This is a genomic window from Stenotrophomonas sp. C9D9, assembly GCF_056491205.1.
In genome coordinates this window covers 774055-790478 of record NZ_JBSZIF010000006.1, presented here as the reverse complement: position 1 = coordinate 790478, position 16424 = coordinate 774055, and the positions used below count along the sequence as shown (strand labels likewise).

The 16424-nt window shown below is 68.2% G+C and carries 15 protein-coding genes and 1 pseudogene; all 16 read right to left on the bottom strand.

Annotated elements, in window-relative coordinates; genetic code table 11:
• Positions 1-81: 81 nt before the first annotated feature.
• The 16 genes and pseudogenes from flhA to fliF all read right to left on the bottom strand — a co-directional run bounded on the left by flhA (position 82) and on the right by fliF (position 16416).
• On the bottom strand, positions 82-2142 hold the full coding sequence (gene flhA / locus ACXI0D_RS19215; protein ID WP_170871758.1) for a flagellar biosynthesis protein FlhA: 2061 nt from the start codon (positions 2140-2142) through the stop codon (positions 82-84).
• Between the two features lie 44 nt (positions 2143-2186).
• Positions 2187-3317, bottom strand: coding sequence for a flagellar biosynthesis protein FlhB (gene flhB / locus ACXI0D_RS19210; protein WP_014037101.1), 1131 nt, complete (start codon positions 3315-3317; stop codon positions 2187-2189).
• A 133-nt stretch (positions 3318-3450) separates the two neighbouring features.
• The gene (locus tag ACXI0D_RS19205; protein ID WP_479642983.1) at positions 3451-5586 is read right to left on the bottom strand and encodes a putative bifunctional diguanylate cyclase/phosphodiesterase; all 2136 of its coding nucleotides are present in this window, start codon (positions 5584-5586) and stop codon (positions 3451-3453) included.
• A 168-nt stretch (positions 5587-5754) separates the two neighbouring features.
• Positions 5755-6546, bottom strand: a complete 792-nt coding sequence (gene fliR / locus ACXI0D_RS19200) for a flagellar biosynthetic protein FliR (protein ID WP_014037103.1) — start codon at positions 6544-6546, stop codon at positions 5755-5757.
• A 13-nt stretch (positions 6547-6559) separates the two neighbouring features.
• On the bottom strand, positions 6560-6829 hold the full coding sequence (locus ACXI0D_RS19195) for a flagellar biosynthetic protein FliQ (RefSeq protein WP_005413254.1): 270 nt from the start codon (positions 6827-6829) through the stop codon (positions 6560-6562).
• An 84-nt stretch (positions 6830-6913) separates the two neighbouring features.
• Positions 6914-7692, bottom strand: a pseudogene (gene fliP / locus ACXI0D_RS19190) (flagellar type III secretion system pore protein FliP).
• A 1-nt stretch (position 7693) separates the two neighbouring features.
• Positions 7694-8113: a flagellar biosynthetic protein FliO gene (gene fliO / locus ACXI0D_RS19185; RefSeq protein ID WP_119006218.1), complete on the bottom strand. Its 420-nt coding sequence runs from the start codon at positions 8111-8113 to the stop codon at positions 7694-7696.
• Complete coding sequence (gene fliN / locus ACXI0D_RS19180) at positions 8110-8445, bottom strand: flagellar motor switch protein FliN (RefSeq protein WP_005409543.1); 336 nt, start codon at positions 8443-8445, stop codon at positions 8110-8112. Before fliN ends, fliO begins: the two co-directional genes overlap by 4 nt.
• Positions 8442-9446: a flagellar motor switch protein FliM gene (fliM, locus tag ACXI0D_RS19175; protein WP_014037106.1), complete on the bottom strand. Its 1005-nt coding sequence runs from the start codon at positions 9444-9446 to the stop codon at positions 8442-8444. Before fliM ends, fliN begins: the two co-directional genes overlap by 4 nt.
• Before the next feature lie 10 nt (positions 9447-9456).
• Positions 9457-9972, bottom strand: a complete 516-nt coding sequence (locus ACXI0D_RS19170) for a flagellar basal body-associated FliL family protein (RefSeq protein ID WP_432591794.1) — start codon at positions 9970-9972, stop codon at positions 9457-9459.
• A gap of 137 nt (positions 9973-10109) precedes the next feature.
• Positions 10110-11276, bottom strand: coding sequence for a flagellar hook-length control protein FliK (locus ACXI0D_RS19165; protein ID WP_119006220.1), 1167 nt, complete (start codon positions 11274-11276; stop codon positions 10110-10112).
• On the bottom strand, positions 11276-11743 hold the full coding sequence (gene fliJ, locus ACXI0D_RS19160) for a flagellar export protein FliJ (RefSeq protein WP_005416437.1): 468 nt from the start codon (positions 11741-11743) through the stop codon (positions 11276-11278). The genes ACXI0D_RS19165 and fliJ overlap by 1 nt, the downstream gene beginning before the upstream one ends.
• A 3-nt stretch (positions 11744-11746) precedes the next feature.
• A complete protein-coding gene (locus ACXI0D_RS19155) occupies positions 11747-13141 on the bottom strand; it encodes a FliI/YscN family ATPase (RefSeq protein ID WP_049442747.1) in 1395 nt (464 codons plus the stop codon).
• On the bottom strand, positions 13138-13779 hold the full coding sequence (locus ACXI0D_RS19150) for a FliH/SctL family protein (protein WP_119006221.1): 642 nt from the start codon (positions 13777-13779) through the stop codon (positions 13138-13140). Before ACXI0D_RS19150 ends, ACXI0D_RS19155 begins: the two co-directional genes overlap by 4 nt.
• Positions 13776-14762: a flagellar motor switch protein FliG gene (gene fliG / locus ACXI0D_RS19145; protein WP_024958226.1), complete on the bottom strand. Its 987-nt coding sequence runs from the start codon at positions 14760-14762 to the stop codon at positions 13776-13778. The genes ACXI0D_RS19150 and fliG overlap by 4 nt, the downstream gene beginning before the upstream one ends.
• A 7-nt stretch (positions 14763-14769) precedes the next feature.
• Positions 14770-16416 (bottom strand): flagellar basal-body MS-ring/collar protein FliF, encoded by a 1647-nt coding sequence (fliF, locus tag ACXI0D_RS19140; RefSeq protein ID WP_119006222.1) that lies wholly within the window; start codon positions 16414-16416, stop codon positions 14770-14772.
• Between the last annotated feature and the right edge of the window lie 8 nt (positions 16417-16424).

The window sequence follows — 16424 nt, the reverse complement described above, 5'->3', positions numbered from 1 at the left end:
ACGGTGCGGGTTCCCCTTGGTATCTGTCTGTTGCGTTGGTTCGAAAGTGGTGTCTGTTTTCTGGCGCATCGGAGGGCGGCGTCAGCTGATCGTTCCGACCAGCTTCAGGCGCTTGTCCTCCGGCACCTCGCTGTAGGCCAGGACCGACAGCGACGGAACGCTGTGGCGGACCAGGCGGGCCAGCGCGGCGCGCACCGGGCCAGGTACCAGCACGACCGCGGGCTCGTTGCGGGCTTCCTGCTTGCTGACACATTCGGCCAGGCTCTGGTGCAGTCGCTCAGCGAGTCCGGGTTCCAGCGCGGCGCCGTTGCCCTGCGTGGACTCCTGCAAGACACGTTCCAATTGCGGGTTGAGGGTGAACACCGGCAGCTCCGCCGACATTCCGGCGATCTCCTGCACGATGAAGCGGCCCAGCGCGGTGCGCACGGCGGCGGTCAGCACGGCCGGGTCCTGGCTGCTGGGCGCGTGTTCGACCAGTGCTTCGGCGATCTTGCGCAGCTGGCGGATCGGAATGCGCTCGACCAGCAGGTTCTGCAGCACGCGCACCACTGCCGACAGCGGCAGCGCCTTCGGCGTCAGATCTTCGACGAGCTTCGGCGCGCTCTTGGCCAGGTTGGCCAGCAGGTGCTGCACTTCTTCGTGGCCGAGCAGTTCCGGCGCGTGCTCGCGGATCAGGTGCGACAGATGGGTGGCGACCACAGTGGCCGGATCGACCACGGTGTAGCCCAGCGTTTCGGCCTGGGCGCGCTGGTGCGGCTGGATCCAGGTGGCATCCAGGCCGAACGCGGGGTCCTTGCCGGCGATGCCTTCCAGCGCGCCGAGCGCACTGCCCGGGTCCAGCGCCAGTTCGCGATCAGGATGGATCTCGGCGGTGGCCACCGGCACGCCGTGCACCAGCACGCGGTAGCCGTTGGCCGGCAGTTCCAGGTTGTCGCGGATGTGCACCGACGGGATCAGGAAGCCGACATCCTGGGTCAGCTTGCGGCGCACGCCCTTGATGCGTGCCATCAGTTCGCCGCCCTGGTTGCTGTCCACCAGCGGAATCAGCCGGTAGCCGACCTCCAGGCCCAGCGGATCGACCGGGCGCAGTTCGTCCCAGCTCAGTTCGGCGGTCGGTGCGGGTGCGGCTGGGCGGCCGAGTGCGTTGAGCGCGGCAGCATCGGTGCCAGCGCCCGCCGCATCGGCAGCCGGGGCCTTGCCCTTGCGGTACACCTTCCAGGCGATGAAACCGAGGATCGCGGACAGCGTCAGGAAAGCGACGTTGGGCATGCCCGGCACCAGGCCGACCACGCCGATGATGCCGGCGGTGATCGCCAGCGCACGGTACTGGCCGAACACCTGGCCGGTCATGGCCTGGGCCATGTCCTGCGAGCGCGAGGCGCGGGTAACCAGCATCGCCACGGCGCTGGAGACCAGCAGGGCCGGCAGCTGCGCCACCAGACCGTCACCGATCGACAGCAGGGTGTAGGTGGCAGCGGCTTCGCCAAATGGCATGCCATGCTGCAGCACGCCCACGGCCAGGCCGCCGAGCATGTTGATGAACAGGATCAGGATGCCGGCAATGGCGTCGCCGCGGATGAACTTGCTGGCACCGTCCATCGCACCGTAGAAGTCGGCTTCCTCGCGGACTTCTTCGCGGCGCAGCTTGGCTTCTTCACGCGTCAGCAAACCGGCGTTGAGGTCGGCGTCGATCGCCATCTGCTTGCCGGGCATCGCGTCGAGGATGAAGCGCGCAGTCACTTCCGAGACGCGGCCGGCGCCCTTGGTGATGACCACGAAGTTGATGATGGTCAGGATCGCGAACACCACGATGCCGACCGCGTAGTTGCCGCCGATCACGAACTCGCCGAACGCGGCGATGACCTTGCCCGCGGCGTCGTGGCCGTTCTGGCCGTTCAGCAGAATCACGCGGGTGGAGGCCACGTTCAGCGCCAGCCGCAGCATGGTGGTGATCAGCAGCACGATCGGGAAGATGGTGAAGTCCAGCGGGCGCTTCACGTAGACCACCGCCAGCAGCACCATCAGCGAGATGGCGATGTTGAAGGTGAACAGCGCATCGAGCACCGGCGCGGCCAGCGGCACCACGACCATGGCCAGCAGGGCCAGCACGATCAGCGGTGCGCCAAGGCCCTGACGGATCATTTCCAGGGCGCGGCGGGTGTTGAAACCGGCGGAGGGCTGGGCGCTCACGGGCGGCCTCCCTTGCCGAATTCATCCACCTGGATGTGCGGGGCGTCCGGCATCGGGCCAGTGCGCCAGGCGCGCAGCTGGTAGACGTAGGACAGGACCTGGGCGACGGCCGAATACAGTCTCACGGGGATTTCCTTTCCGAGTTGGCCTTCCCGATACAAGGCGCGTGCCAAAGGCGGGGCAGAGACGATCGCGACTTTGTTGCCGTCGGCCACTTCACGGATGCGCAGGGCGGTCTCGTCCACGCCCAGGGCGACCACGGTGGGGGCGTTCATGGCGCCGCCCTCGTATTTCAGGGCTACCGCATAGTGGGTGGGGTTGACCACCACCACGTCGGCGGTGGGCACCGCTTCCATCATCCGGCGGTTGGCCATCTGCTGCTGCAGCTGGCGGATGCGGCCCTTCACCTCGGGGCTGCCCTCGCTTTCCTTCATTTCCCGGCGCAGCTCTTCACGGGTCATCTTCAGCTTGCGCATCCAGTTCCAGCGCTGGTACGGGGCATCGATGGCGGCCAGCACCAGCATGGCGCCGGCGGTGGCCAGCAGCAGGCGCAGGGTGAAGCCGAGGCCGTCGGTAATGGCGGTCTCCAGCGGGTGGTGGATCAGCCCGCGCAGGGTATCGAAGCCGGTCCACACCACCAGGCCAGCGGCAACACCGACGAAGGCCACGCGCAGCAGCGATTTGGTGAATTCAGCGATGGCCTCGGGGCCATACAGGCGCTTGAGCCCGCTCATCGGGTTCATGCGGTTGATGTCGGGCAGCAGCGCCTTCTGCGACCAGCGCAGGCCACCCATCACCAGCGGTGCGACGAAGCTGGCCAGCAGGCAGACCAGCACCAGCGGTGCGATCACCAGCATGAACTGCAGCAACAGGTCGCCGAAGTGACCGAACAGTTCCTTCGGGTTCTGCCGCAGGCTCTGTTCCGGGCTGAGCGCGTGCTTCATCCAGGCCGTGGCGCCACGGCCGATCGAGCCGCTCATGGCCATCACCGCCAGCACGCCGGCGCCGAACACGGCGGCGGTGCCAAGTTCGCGCGAACGCGGCAGGTTGCCCTGTTCACGGGCATCGCGCAGGCGTTTTTCGGTAGGTTGTTCGGTCTTTTCGCCGGCGGATTCGTTCTCGGACATCACGGGCACTGCGGCAGGGGATGCCAGGGTGCGTGCAAGAAGTGTTCCGTGATGGGTTCATGTGCCAACCAAGGTTGGCACCCACCAGAGCAGGCACCGGTAGCTATGCCGTGGCCGGCGGGCGCGGGCTCGGCTACAGGGGGGCGCTGTCGCTGGGCGGCGGGCTCTGCGCCAGCTCCACCCGCGGCCGGGGCAGGTCGTGCAGCTGCATGAAGCGCGCCGCGTCGACCGGGCGGCCGAGCAGGTATCCCTGCAGGAAGTCGCAGCCCAGGCGCTCCAGGTAGGCGCGTTGGGCGGCGGTCTCCACACCCTCGGCCACGATGTCCATGTCCAGCGCATGGCCCAGTGCCACGATCGCCGAGACGATCACCACGTCCTCGGCGCTGTGTTCCAGGTCGCGCACGAACGCGTGGTCGATCTTGATCTCGGTGGCCGGCAGCCGCTTCAGGTACAGCAGGCTGGAATAGCCGGTTCCGAAATCATCGATGGAGATGCCCACGCCCAGCGCCGACAGCGCCTGCAGCAGGCGCAGGCTGGTATCGGTGTCACGCATCACCGTGCTTTCGGTGATCTCCAGCACCAGGTGGCGCGCGGGGATGCCATGGCGCTCGATCACCTCGCGCACATCCTGCAGCAGGTGTGGCGAGCTGAACTGCACCGGCGACAGGTTCACCGACATCGACCAGCCGTCGTGCCCGGCGTCGTGCCAGCGCCGCAGCTGCTGGCAGGCCTGGTCCAGCGCCCAGCGACCGATCTCGTTGATCGCGCCGCTGCGCTCGGCCAGGCGGATGAAGCGGTCCGGCGGGATCAGGCCGTGGTCCGGATGGCGCCAACGGATCAGGGCTTCGGCGCCCGCCACCTTCTGCGTGGCCACGCGGATCTTCGGTTGATAGTGCAGGAACAGCTGTTCGCTGCCGATCGCGCGGCGCAGGTCGGCCAGCAGCCGGAACTGCTGCTCGGCACTGTCGTTCATCCAGTCGGCGAACAGCACGAAGGCGTTGCGTCCGGATTCCTTGGCCTGGTACATCGCTGCATCGGCGAAGGCCATCAGCTGCCGCTCGCTGGCGGCGTGGTCCGGGCAGATCGCCACGCCGATGCTGGCGGTCACCTGCAGTTCGTTGTCCGGCAGCAATGGGCCGCTGCCCACGGCCTGCAGGATGCGACGGGCCAGCGTCGGCAGGTCCTCGTCGTGCTCGATGCGCACCACCAGCACGAACTCGTCGCCGCCCAGCCGTGCCAGCAGGTCGTGCGGGCGCAGCAGCTGGCGGGTGCGTTCGGCCACCGCCACCAGCAGCGCATCACCGGCCTGATGGCCATAGGCATCATTGACCTGCTTGAAGCCGTCCAGGTCCATGAACAACACCGCGAAGCGGTTGCCGCCTTGTTCGGCCTCGGCCAGCGCCTGCACGATGCGCCGCTGCAGCAGCAGGCGGTTGGGCAGGCGGGTGAGCGGATCATGCAGCGCGGCCTGGGTCAGTTCCTGCTGGGCATCGGTCAACGAGGTGCTCAGCATCGAATTGCGCAGCCGCAGCAGTTGCGCCTCCACGCGCTGGTCCAGCCATGAGACCACCAGCACCACGGCCAGGATCGCCACGGTCAGCACCACCACCAGCATTGCCAGCCACTCGTTCTGCAGGCCATCGCCGACCGCCGCACCGCAGATGCTGCCTTCCGGGAAGCGCGCGGCGGCCATACCGGTGTAGTGCATGCCGACGATGGCCAGGCCGAGCAGGCCCGCCGCCGCCAGGCGATCACCGATGCGGGTGCGCTGCGCGCGCAGGCGGAACGCCACGTACAGCGCAGTCCAGGAGGCGGCCACCGCCACCATCAGCGAGAACAGCAGCCAACCCGGGTCGTAGTCGATGCCTGGCTGCATGCGCATGGCGGCCATGCCGACGTAATGCATGCCGGCGATGCCGGTGCCCATCAGCAGGGCGCCGCCGGCCAGCCGCGGGTGGGGCAGGGTGCGCAGCGAGACCAGCCACAGCGCGAACACCGATGAGGCGATGGCAAGCGCAAGCGAGAGCAGGGTGATGGGAAGGTCGTAGCCCAATGGAATGGGCAGGTCGAAGGCCAGCATGCCGATGAAGTGCATCGACCAGATGCCCAGGCCCATGGCGAAGCCGCCCCCCAGGCGCCACCACCAGGCCGCGCCCCTGCCCGGGGCGGTCACCGTGCGCCCGGCCATCGCCAGCGCGGTGTATGAAGCCATCACGGCGACCAGCAGCGAGATCGCCACCAGCCACGGGTTGTACGTGCCTACCAGCATTCGTCAGTCTCCCGGACCTGCCTGTCGACGGAAACCACGGTGGGGCATGCATGAGGCAGGCCGACGCGGAACGGCGCCGGCCAGGTGCGGCGTCCCCCCTGGACGCCACGCATTCACTCTAACGCGCAGACCGGGGGGGACTTCAAGCGGCAATACGTGATGATCGGGTCAGTGTGTGACCGCGTCTGCAGCCTGGAAGGCGGCGTCGAACAGGCGCTGTACCGGCGGCCCCATTTCCCCGGCCAGCAGGGCCAGCAGGAACAGGCCCAGCAGCAGCGAGACCGGCAGGCCCAGCTGGATCGGATTCAGCGCCGGCGCGGCGCGGGCGAGCACGCCGAAGGCCAGGTTCACTGCCAGCATCGCCACGGTCAGCGGAATGGCCAGCGTCAGGGCGCCACGCAGCACGGTCAGCAGGAAGGTCGGGGCGATGCTGAAGAAGGCGTGCGGGTCCGGCAGCGGGGCGCCGATCGGCAGTGCGCGGTAGCTGTCCACCAGTAGCGAGATCAATGCGAGGTGGCCGTTGGCGGTGAAGAACAGCAGGCCGAACAGCAGGTAGAACCACTGGCCGATCACACCCGAGGTGCCACCACGCAGCGGATCGCTCATCTGCGCGAAGGCCAGGCCGGTGCCCTGGGCGATCAGTTCGCCGGCCATCGCACCGGCTTCGAACACCAGCCGCAGCATGAAGCCGATGGATACGCCGATGGCCAGTTCACGGGCGATGGTCAGTACGGTGGCAGCGTCGAAGCCGGTCCAGTCCGGTACCGGCGGCAGCAGCGGCGCCAGTGCGATGGCCAGGGTACCGGCCAGTACCACGCGCACCCGCGACGGCACCGCGCGGGTCCCCACCATGGGCATGGCCATGGCCACCGCGCCGATGCGCAGCATGGTCCACAGCACGGTGCCGATCATGCCGAAGGCCTGCAGGCCGTCGGCAGCCATCTGGGTGGCGGCGTCCATCGAAGCGCGTGTCCTAGCCGATCAGGTGCGGAATGCGCTGGAACAGCAGCGTGGTGAATTCAACCAGGTGGCCGATCAGCAGGCTGCCCAGCGCGAACAGCACCGCGGTCAGCGCCGCCGCCTTGGCGACGAAGGCGATGGTCGGTTCATTGAGCTGGGTCGCGGCCTGCACGACACCGACCACCACGCCCACCACCAGCACGGTGAGCAGCAGCGGGCCGGCTACCCACAGCACGGTGATCAGGCCGCCACGCAATTCGGTCAAGGCAAGTTCGGGAGACATCGTCTTTCCATCGGTAGCGCCGGGCGCTGCCCGGCGACGCTCATGTAGAGTCGAGCCAGGCTCGACTGTGCTTTACGGGGGATCTCAGGCCGGATTGAAGCTGGCCGCCAACGTGCCGACCGTCAGCACCCAGCCATCCACCAGCACGAACAGCAGGATCTTGAACGGTGCCGACACCAGCATCGGCGACAGCATCATCATGCCCATCGACATCAGCACGCTGGCCACCACCAGATCGATGATCACGAACGGGATGAAGATCAGGAAGCCGATCTCGAAAGCGGTCTTCAGTTCGCTGGTGACGAACGAGGCAACCAGCACCGGGAACGGGATCGCATCGGGGCTGGCGTAGGTGCCGTGCCCGGCGATGCCGGCGAAGGTCATCAGGTCGGTCTCGCGGATCTGTGCCAGCATGAATCCGCGTAGTGGCTGCGTGGTCAACGTCCAGGCGGTCTGGAAGTCGATGTCACCGTTGAATAGGGCGCCATGCCGGTGCTCCACGCCTTGTCCCAGGTCGGCATCATCACCATCGCGGTGAGGAACAGGGCCAGGCCCAGCAGCACCTGGTTGGACGGCGTCTGGCCGGTACCCAGTGCCTGGCGCAGCAGGCCCAGCACGATGATGATGCGGGTGAACGAGGTCAGCACCAGCAGCATCGACGGGATCAGGGTGATCGCGGTCATCAGCAGCAGGGTCTGCAGCGGCAGGCTGACCGGCGCACCCCCGATCTTGCCAACGTTGATGTCCGGCAGCGGGGTGGTCGGCGCGCCGGGCGCGGCGAATGCCAGCGCCGGCAACAGGCACAGGGCAAGCAACAACAGCCACGGCATCAGGGTGGCAAAACGGGTACGGGTGACACGCATGTCAGGGATCCTTGCGCAGCCGCTGCTGCAGCAGCTGGGCGAAATTCGGCAGGTTCTTGAAGTCCGGCACGCGCACCGGTGCCGGTGGCGGCAACGGTTCGGGCAGGGTATGCAGGGTGTTGATGCCGCCGGCGGTGACGCCCAGCAGCAGTTGCTGGCCGTTGACCTCCACCACCACCACGCGCTCCTTGGCGCCGACGCTGAGGCTGGCCACCAGCTTCATGCCTTCGGCCGGGCGGAAGCCGCTACCGGGCATGCGCTTGAGCAGCCAGCCCAGGCCGATCACCAGCGCCAGCACCGCCAGCAACGCCAGCACCGCACCGAACAGGCTGGGTGCAGCGGCCGCGTGCTGGCCGACCTGTGGGCCGATCGGCGCGGCGGTCTTGCCGGCCGCCAGCAGGGTGGAGGCCAGCAGGCTCAACGCAGTCTCCGGATCCGCTCGCTCGGGCTGACCACGTCGGTCAGGCGCACGCCGAAGCGGTCATTGATCACCACCACTTCGCCGTGGGCGATCAGGGTGCCGTTGACGAATACGTCCAGCGATTCGCCGGCACCGCGCTCCAGTTCCACCACCGAGCCCTGGTTGAGCTGCAGCAGGTTGCGGATCGGCAGGCGGGCACGACCGACTTCCAGCGACAGGGTCACCGGCACGTCGAGGATCACGTCCAGGTTCAGGTCCGGACCGTTCGCCTCATCGGCCTGCAGGCTGCTGAACTGGGCCGGGGTCGGTTCGAGGGCGTCGATATCGTTCATTGCGGGTCTTCCTGGATGACGGGTACGCGCGGGCGGGTGCCCGGCGGATGGGTAGCGGTGATCTTCACGGCGTTCATGCCGTTGGCGATGCCGAACTCGCCGGTGAATACCGGGATGTTCTCCACGCACAGCGGCACCTGCGGGCTCAGGTCGATCGGCAGGATGTCGCCGACCTTCAGCTGGGTCAGGTCGCGCAGGGTCATGCGCTTGCTGGCCAGTACGCTGGACAGGGTGACTTCGGCGATGTTGAGCTGTTCACGCAGGGTCTTGCCCCAGCTCTCGTCGCGGTCGTTGCGGTCGCTCTGGATGCCGGCGTCGAGCAGTTCGCGGATCGGTTCCAGCATCGAGTAAGGCAGGGTGACGTGGATGTCGCCGCCACCGCCGTCGAGCTCGACGTGCAGGCGGCACACCACCACGTACTCGCGCGGCGTCACGATGTTGGCGAAATGCGGGTTGATCTCCGAGTTGATGTACTCGAAGTCGACGTCCATCACCGGTGCCCACGCTTCGCGCAGGTCGGCGAAGGTCTGCTTCAGCAGCAGGTGGATCACCCGCATTTCGGTGGCGGTGAACTCGCGGCCTTCGATGCGGGTGGGGTAGCGCCCGTCGCCGCCGAAGAAGTTGTCGACGATGGCGAACACCAGGGTCGGCTCGAACACGATCAGGCCGGTGCCGCGCAGTGGCTTGAAGCGGATCAGGTTCAGGTTGGTCGGTACATACAGCGAGTGCATGTAGTCGTTGAACTTGATCAGCTCGATGCCGCGTACCGACAGCTCGGCCGAGCGGCGGATCAGGTTGAACAGGCCGATCCGCCACAGGCGCGCGAAGCGCTCGTGGACCATTTCCAGGGTCGGCATGCGACCACGGATGATGCGGTCCTGGCTGGCGAAGTCGTACGAACGCGCTTCGCCTGACGGGGGTTCCGCATCGGTCTCGACCGCGCCACTGTCCACGCCGTGGAGCAGGGCATCGATCTCGTCCTGGGACAGCAGATCATTCATCGGTGGGCCCTTACTGGGTCACGAAGCTGGTGAACAGCAGATCGTCGGCGCCGTTGCTGCCGGTCTCGGCCTTGAGCACTTTCTGCACCTCGGCCAGCGAATCGGCCTGCAGTTTCTGCTTGCCGGCCACATCGGCGATCTGGTCCGGGCTGACCTGCGAGAACAGCATCAGCAGGCGCGCGCGGATGGCCGGGGCATGGGTCTTGATCGCTTCCAGCGCGGCCGGGTCGCGGGTCATCAGCTGCACTTCCAGCTGCAGGTAACGCGGGCCGTCGACCGGGCCGTTGAGGTTGACCACGAACGCCGGGTCCAGCGCGAAGTACTGTGCCGGGGCCGGGGTGGCGCTCTTCTTCGGCACCTGCGCGGTCTTCTCTTCGTGCTTGGACTGGGTGAAGAACCACACGCCGCCACCAGCGGCAGCGGCGGCCAGTACGGCCACCAGTGCGGTGATCAGGATCGGACTACGCGGCTTGGCGGCCTTGTCCTTCTCGGCGGTCTTCTTGGTTTTGTCAGCGGCTGCGGCCACGGGGTGAAGCTCCTGAGGGTTGCTTCACCGGGATATGCAAGGGGTGTGCCGAAGGCGGGGCAGAGGGGGGCGACGGAATTCCGTCGGGGTGCCGACCGCCCCGCTCTGGTAGCTGCCAACCTTGGTTGGCACGCCTGTCAGGCGTAGGCGTCCAGCAACCCGCGCTGGCGGATCAACTGTGCGGACGACACGCTGGCGTCGCCCGGCGACGGTTCTCCGTCACCGGCCATGCCGCCGCCACCGGCCTGGCCCGACGCATTGCCGTCACCACCGGGCGCCTGGTGGCCAACATCGGCGTGGGCCAGCTGGAAGCCCTGTTCGCCCAGCAGCTCGCGCAGGCGCGGCAGGCTGCTTTCCAGTGCCTGGCGCACGTCCACGTGCGGGCTGCTGAAGCTGGCGTGCACCTTGTCGCCGTTCAACTGCAGGCGCACATCGACCGGTCCCATGTCGTCCGGGCTCAGGCGGATGTGGGCGTGGCCGATCTTCTGGTCGGCCAGCCAGCCCAGGCGCGCACCAATGGCCTGATCGAAGCCATCGTCACCCAGCACCGGCCTCGGCGTGGGTTCGCCATTGAAGATCGCATTGCCGGTGGCCAGCGCGGCCTTCAGGTCCTGCACGGCGGCCGCGGCCGGTGCATGCAGCAGCGGCGCACTGGCGCGGTCGCCGAGGGCGGCCACGTCGCTGCCTTCGCCACGCTCGCTGCGCTTGCCGGGCAGGATCATCTCCGGCAGTGGCAGTGCGGTGGCGTCGTCAGCGCTGGGCGCCGCCGGTTTGCCGTCGGCCGCCACCGGGGCTGCGGTTGCCGCTGCCGGCGCGGCCGCAGGCAGTGTCGGGGTCGCGGCGGAGGTAGTGGGCAGCGCCGAACCGTCGCTGGCCAGTGATGGTGCAGCGGTGCCCGGCAGAGCGGCGGCCGGATCGGCAGGCGTCGGCATCGCCAGCACCAGGCCGGCCAGGCCGAGCGGTGGCCACGGGGCGTCCTCGGTCGTGGCGGGCTTGTCCTTGTCGGTGCCGGGCCCAGCCGGGGTCAGGGCAACGGGGGGCAGTGGCGGCGTTTCAGCGGTTGTCGCTTCAGCATCCGCACTGCGTTCGCCCGGTGCCTGGCCATTGCTGTCGGTGGTCGATGGCTGGCCAGGCGTGGAGGGCGTCGGCGTCGTGGCGCTGCTGGAAGGCGCCGGCGCGGAGGGCGCACCGCCCTGCAGCAGCTGGCTGAAGTCTTTTCCGCCTTCGCTGCGCGAGGCGCGCGCGGCACTGTTGCTGGTCGCGGGCGTGGCCGGGTTGGCACTGCTGGCGAGCGGGGCGGGCATCACGAGCGGCCTCCCTGCTCGGCGCCGTCCTGGTCTTCGGCCTGCACCAGGCGCGCGCGCCGTGCACCAATGTCGTCCATCTCGCGCTGGTCGCGGCGGTCGGTCACCACCTTCTCCTGCGCGCGGTAGCTGGCGGCCAGCTGCTCCAGCACCGCCTTGTCACGGCTGGCCAGGATCAGGCGGGCGCGCTCGGCCTCTACCTTTTCGCGGTTGCCGTTGACTGTGGCCTGCTGCTGTTCGACCGCACTGTCCAGGCGATCAAGGAAGGCGCGGCGGTTCAGCAGCTGCGCCGGGCTGGTCGCCGCCATCTGTGCGTTGGCGTACTCCTCGGCATAGCGGCGCAGTTCGTCCAGTCGCGATAGATGGGTGTCGAGCACGCGCTGGCGTTCGGCCAGGTCGCGGGCGACCGCGTCCTCGTGTTCCTGGGCCCGCTTGAGCAGGGGATCGATGCGCTTGGACTGGTTCATGGCTTAACTCTCTTGTTCCACCAGACGCTGCAGCGCCGCCTGGCTGTGCGGGAGATCTGCGGCCTTGGCAACGTCCTGGCCGAGGAACTCCATGATTTCCGGCCAGCGTTCCAGGGCTTCGTCGGTGGCCGCGTCGTTACCACGCTGGTAGGCACCGATCGCGATCAGGTCACGGTTGGCCGAGTAGGCCGAGACCAGTCGCTTCAACTTGCGGATGCGCAGGCGCCACGGTTCATCGGCGATTTCCGTGACCACGCGGCTGACCGACGATTCGACGTCGATGGCCGGGTACAGGCCGCTGTCGGCCACGCGGCGCGAGAGCAGGATGTGGCCGTCGAGAATCGCGCGCGCTGCATCGGCGATCGGATCCTGCGGATCATCGCCTTCGGTCAGCACCGTGTAGAACGCGGTGATCGAGCCACGGCCCTTGGCGCCATTGCCTGCGCGTTCAACCAGCGCCGGCAGCTTGGCGAACACCGAGGGCGGATAGCCGCGGGTGGTCGGCGGTTCGCCGACCGACAGGCCGATCTCGCGCTGCGCCTGGGCAAAGCGGGTCAGCGAGTCCATCAGCAGCAGCACGTTCAGGCCCTGGTCGCGGAACCACTCGGCGATGGCGGTGGCACGGTAAGCGCCGTGCAGGCGTGCCAGCGGCGGCCGGTCGGCGGGACTGGCGACCACTACGGCACGGCGCAGGCCTTCCTCGCCCAGCGTGGTCTCGACGAAATCGCGGACTTCGCGGCCACGTTCACCGATCAGGCCGACCACGATCACGTCGGCTGCGGTGTAGCGGGTCATCATGCCCAGCAGCGTCGACTTGCCGACGCCGGAACCGGCGAACAGGCCGACACGCTGGCCGCGGCCGATCGGCAGCAGCGCGTTGATCGCGCGCACGCCCACGTCCAGTGGCTGGGTGATCGGTTCACGCGCCAGCGGATTGATTGAGACGCCGGCCATGCCGACATGCCCTTCGGCGCGGATCGGGCCCTTGCCATCCAGCGGCACGCCGTCGCTGTCGATGACGCGGCCGAGCAGGCCTTCGCCCACTTCCACGCCACCACGTCGCGCCGACGGTACCACCCGCGCGTTGGGCAGCAGGCCGTGCAGTTCGGCGCTGGGCATCAGGTAGGTGCGCTCGCCGGCGAAGCCGACCACTTCGGCATCGACCCAGCCACCATCGACCACTTCCACCTTGCAGCTGGCGCCTAGCGGCGCTTCGCAGCCGACCGCTTCCAGGGTGAGCCCGACCGCGCGGCGCAGCACGCCCTCGCGGATCAGGCCACGACCATGCGCGGTGTCCACACGCAGGCCATCCAGGCGGCTGGCCAGGCGCAGGTTGCGGGCCACGGCCCAGTCGGCCGCTGGCGCCGGTTGCGGCGCGGCTTGCGATTCCGGGTTCATGCGCCTGCTCCGGTCTGGCGGATCACCGCATCCAGCGCGCCGCGCAGGCGGGCTTCCAGGGTGCCATCGATGCGTACCGCTTCAGCGTGCACGCGCAGGTCGCCACGGCTGAGGCTGGTATCGGGTACCAGGCGCTGCGCCGGTGACAGGTTCAACAGCGGAGCGAGGGCGGCGATGTCATCCGGGTGCAGCCGCACTTCCACCTCGCGGGTGCTGCCGCCGACCGCGTCGATCGCTTCGCCGACCAGCTGTGCCAGCAGTGCCGGCTCAGCTTCGTAGGCGCGGCCGACCAGCGCGCCGGCGATGCGCACGGCCAGTTCGCCGAGTGCGCCGACCACTTCGTTCTCCAGCCGCACCAGTGGCCGGCTGAAGTTGTCGAGGATGCCCTCGATCTGCGCGGCGAGGCGACGCACCTCGGCCTGGCCCTGGCCGTAGCCGTCAGCATGGCCCTGATCGAATCCTTCCTTCTCGGCGTTGTCCTGGATCGCCTGGATTTCTTCCAGGGTGGGCAGCTGCAGCGGCGGCTCCGGTTCGTGTTCCGGGTCCGGCTCGGTGAGTTCGAACGCATCCTCCTGATCCAGCACCGGTTCGGGCTGGGCCAGCAGGTCCGGGGCAAGCCAGCGCACGACGTTGCTCACAGCATCGCCTCCGCACTGCCACCGATGGTGACGGTGCCTTCATCGGCCATGCGCTTGACGATGGCCAGGATCTCGCGCTGCGCGCCTTCCACATCGGACAGGCGCACCGGGCCGCGGGCTTCCATGTCTTCCAGCAGGATTTCGGCCGCGCGCTGCGACATGTTGCGGGTGATCTTGTCGCGTACCTTGATGTCGGCACCGCGCAGGGCCAGGCCCAGGCGCTCACCGCTCACTTCGCGCAGCACCAGCTGCATCTCGCGGTCGTCCAGGTCGACCAGGTCGTCGAACACGAACATCAGGTCCTGGATGCGGTTGCTCAACGGCGCATCGATACGGGCGATCTCGCCCAGGATCGCCTGGTCCTGGCCGCTGTCCATGAAGTTCAGGATGTTGGCCGCGCACTGCACGCCGCCGATGTTGGACGACTTCAGGTTCTGGTTGCCGGCGAACTGGCGCTCCATGATCTCGTTGAGTTCATTCAGCGCGTTCGGCGGAATGCCATCGAGCGTGGCGATGCGCAGCAGCACGTCTACGCGCGTGCGGTCCGGCAGCAGCTTCAGCGCGTCGGCGGCCTGGTCGGTTTCCAGGTGTGCCATCACGATGGCGATGATCTGCGGGTGCTCGTTGCGCACCAGGTCGGCCACCGCGCGCGGGTCCATCCACTTCAGTGCGTCCAGGCCGGTGGTGTTGCGGCCGAGCAGGATGCGGTCGATCAGGTTGCCGGCCTTCTCGCTGCCCAGCGCCTGCACCAGCATGTTGCGGATGTAGTCGTCCGAGCCAACGCCCAGCGAGGTCTTCGAGCCCAGCTCCTGGCCGAACTGGTCCATCACCCGTTCCACCTGCTCGCGGGTGATGTCGGTCATGGTGGCCATGGCGATGCCGATTTTCTGCACTTCCTTGGGTTCCATGTGGCGCAGCACTTCGGCCGCATCCAGCTCACCCAGCGAAAGCAGCAGTACGGCGGCGCGCTGCACGCCGGTCAGTGGTGCCTCAGTCATTGGCCACCCAACCCTTGACCACCTGGGCCACGCGCTTGGAGTCGGTCTTCACGGCTTCACGCGCCATCCGCAGTCGTTCCTCATATGAATCCACCGGCAGGGCCAGCGTATCCGGCCCGCCCAGGCTGGCCCGGTCGGCGCCCAGCGCCGGCAGCGGCATGCCATCGTCATCGACCAGCTGCACGTCCGCGGTATGCGGCTCGAGCGCCTGTTCGTCGTTCTTCTTGCTCTGGCCGGTGATCGCGCGCAGCGCGGGACGCAGCACGCCGAACAGCAGCGCCAGCACCACCACCGCGCCAAGCAGCATGCGGCCGGCATCGTGCACCCACGGCAGTTCCCACCAGGCCGGGCCTTCGACCGGCGTGGTGTCACGCACGAACGGGGCATTCATCACCGACACGGTGTCGCCACGCTCGGCGTTGAAGCCGACGGCCTGCTTGACCAGCGCCTCGACGCGGGTCAGTTCGGCGGCCGACAGCGGCTGCGGTGCGACCTTGCCGTTGGCACCGGCGCGCGGCACGTTGTCCACCAGCACCGCCACCGACACGCGCTTGATGCGGCCGGCCGGCTGGCGGGTGTGCTGCAGGGTGCGGTCCAGCTCGTAGTTGCGGGTCGCGTTCTTGCTGCTTTCGGTCGGGGTCTGCGCGGTGGCCGGTGCGGCCTGCTGGCCCGGCGGGCTATTGCTGGTCGCACCCGGCACGCCCTGCGGGCCCGGCGTGCTGGTGGTGTTCTCGCTCATCTGCTCGCTGCGCAGCTTCTGCGGTTCACCGTTGTAGAGCTCGCGGGCTTCCTCGGTCACCGAGAAATCCATGTCCACGCTCACTTCCGGGTTGACGCGGCCGGGGCCGGTCATCGGTTCCAGCAGTTCGCGGATGCGCTGGTTGAACGAGGTTTCCTGGCGGCGCACCTGCTCGAACTGGGCCGCGTTGACCGCCGCCTCGCTGTTCGGGTCGGTGATGCTGAGCATGCGCCCGCTCTGGTCGACCACGGTCACCCGTTCCGGGGCGAGGTCCGGAATGCTGGCGGCGACCATGTGCACGATGGCATCGACCTGGCTGCGTTCCAGCTGCTGGCCGCCGCGCAGTTCCAGGGTGACCGAGGCGCTGGCCACGTCACGCTGGCGGGTGAACGCGCTGGGCTTGGGAATGGCCAGGTGCACGCGCGAATCGCGCACCGGGCGCAGCGTGTTGATGGTGCGCGACAGCTCGGTTTCCAGCGCATGCTGGTAGCGCGCGCTTTCCACGAACTGGCTGACGCCGAAGCCCGGGTCGCGTTCCATCAGCTCGAAGCCGAGCTTGCCGCTGTCGGTCAGGCCGGAGCCGGCCAGCTTCAGGCGGGCATCGTGCAGGTTCTTTTCCGGCACGGTAATGCCACCGGTGGCGGGGTCGAGCGCGAACGGAATCTGCGCGGCGCGCAGCAGGTCGGTCGCTTCAGCGGTCGCCTTCTGGTCCAGGCCGGTGTACAGCGGGACCATGCCCGGCTTCTGCGACCAGAAGAACACGGACAGGCCTGCCGCCACCGCCACTGCGATCATCGCCATCAGGCCCAGCCGACGGGTGATCTGCAGACTCTGCAGGCGGTCGAACCATTGCCCGGCCTTCTCGGCGTTCAGGCTGTCCTTGGAGAGCGTCAGTGCCATGCGTCAAC

What these genes read in the sequence shown, in the direction of transcription:
- flhA (WP_170871758.1), bottom strand. Translation starts at nt 2,142, where the DNA reads ATGATCCGTCAGGGCCTTGGCGCACCGCTGATCGTGCTGGCCCTGCTG.
- fliN (WP_005409543.1), bottom strand. Translation starts at nt 8,445, where the DNA reads ATGAACGATATCGACGCCCTCGAACCGACCCCGGCCCAGTTCAGCAGC.
- flhB (WP_014037101.1), bottom strand. Translation starts at nt 3,317, where the DNA reads ATGTCCGAGAACGAATCCGCCGGCGAAAAGACCGAACAACCTACCGAA.
- fliM (WP_014037106.1), bottom strand. Translation starts at nt 9,446, where the DNA reads ATGAATGATCTGCTGTCCCAGGACGAGATCGATGCCCTGCTCCACGGC.
- ACXI0D_RS19205 (WP_479642983.1), bottom strand. Translation starts at nt 5,586, where the DNA reads ATGCTGGTAGGCACGTACAACCCGTGGCTGGTGGCGATCTCGCTGCTG.
- ACXI0D_RS19155 (WP_049442747.1), bottom strand. Translation starts at nt 13,141, where the DNA reads ATGAACCCGGAATCGCAAGCCGCGCCGCAACCGGCGCCAGCGGCCGAC.
- ACXI0D_RS19165 (WP_119006220.1), bottom strand. Translation starts at nt 11,276, where the DNA reads ATGCCCGCCCCGCTCGCCAGCAGTGCCAACCCGGCCACGCCCGCGACC.
- ACXI0D_RS19195 (WP_005413254.1), bottom strand. Translation starts at nt 6,829, where the DNA reads ATGTCTCCCGAACTTGCCTTGACCGAATTGCGTGGCGGCCTGATCACC.
- fliF (WP_119006222.1), bottom strand. Translation starts at nt 16,416, where the DNA reads ATGGCACTGACGCTCTCCAAGGACAGCCTGAACGCCGAGAAGGCCGGG.
- fliJ (WP_005416437.1), bottom strand. Translation starts at nt 11,743, where the DNA reads ATGAACCAGTCCAAGCGCATCGATCCCCTGCTCAAGCGGGCCCAGGAA.
- fliR (WP_014037103.1), bottom strand. Translation starts at nt 6,546, where the DNA reads ATGGACGCCGCCACCCAGATGGCTGCCGACGGCCTGCAGGCCTTCGGC.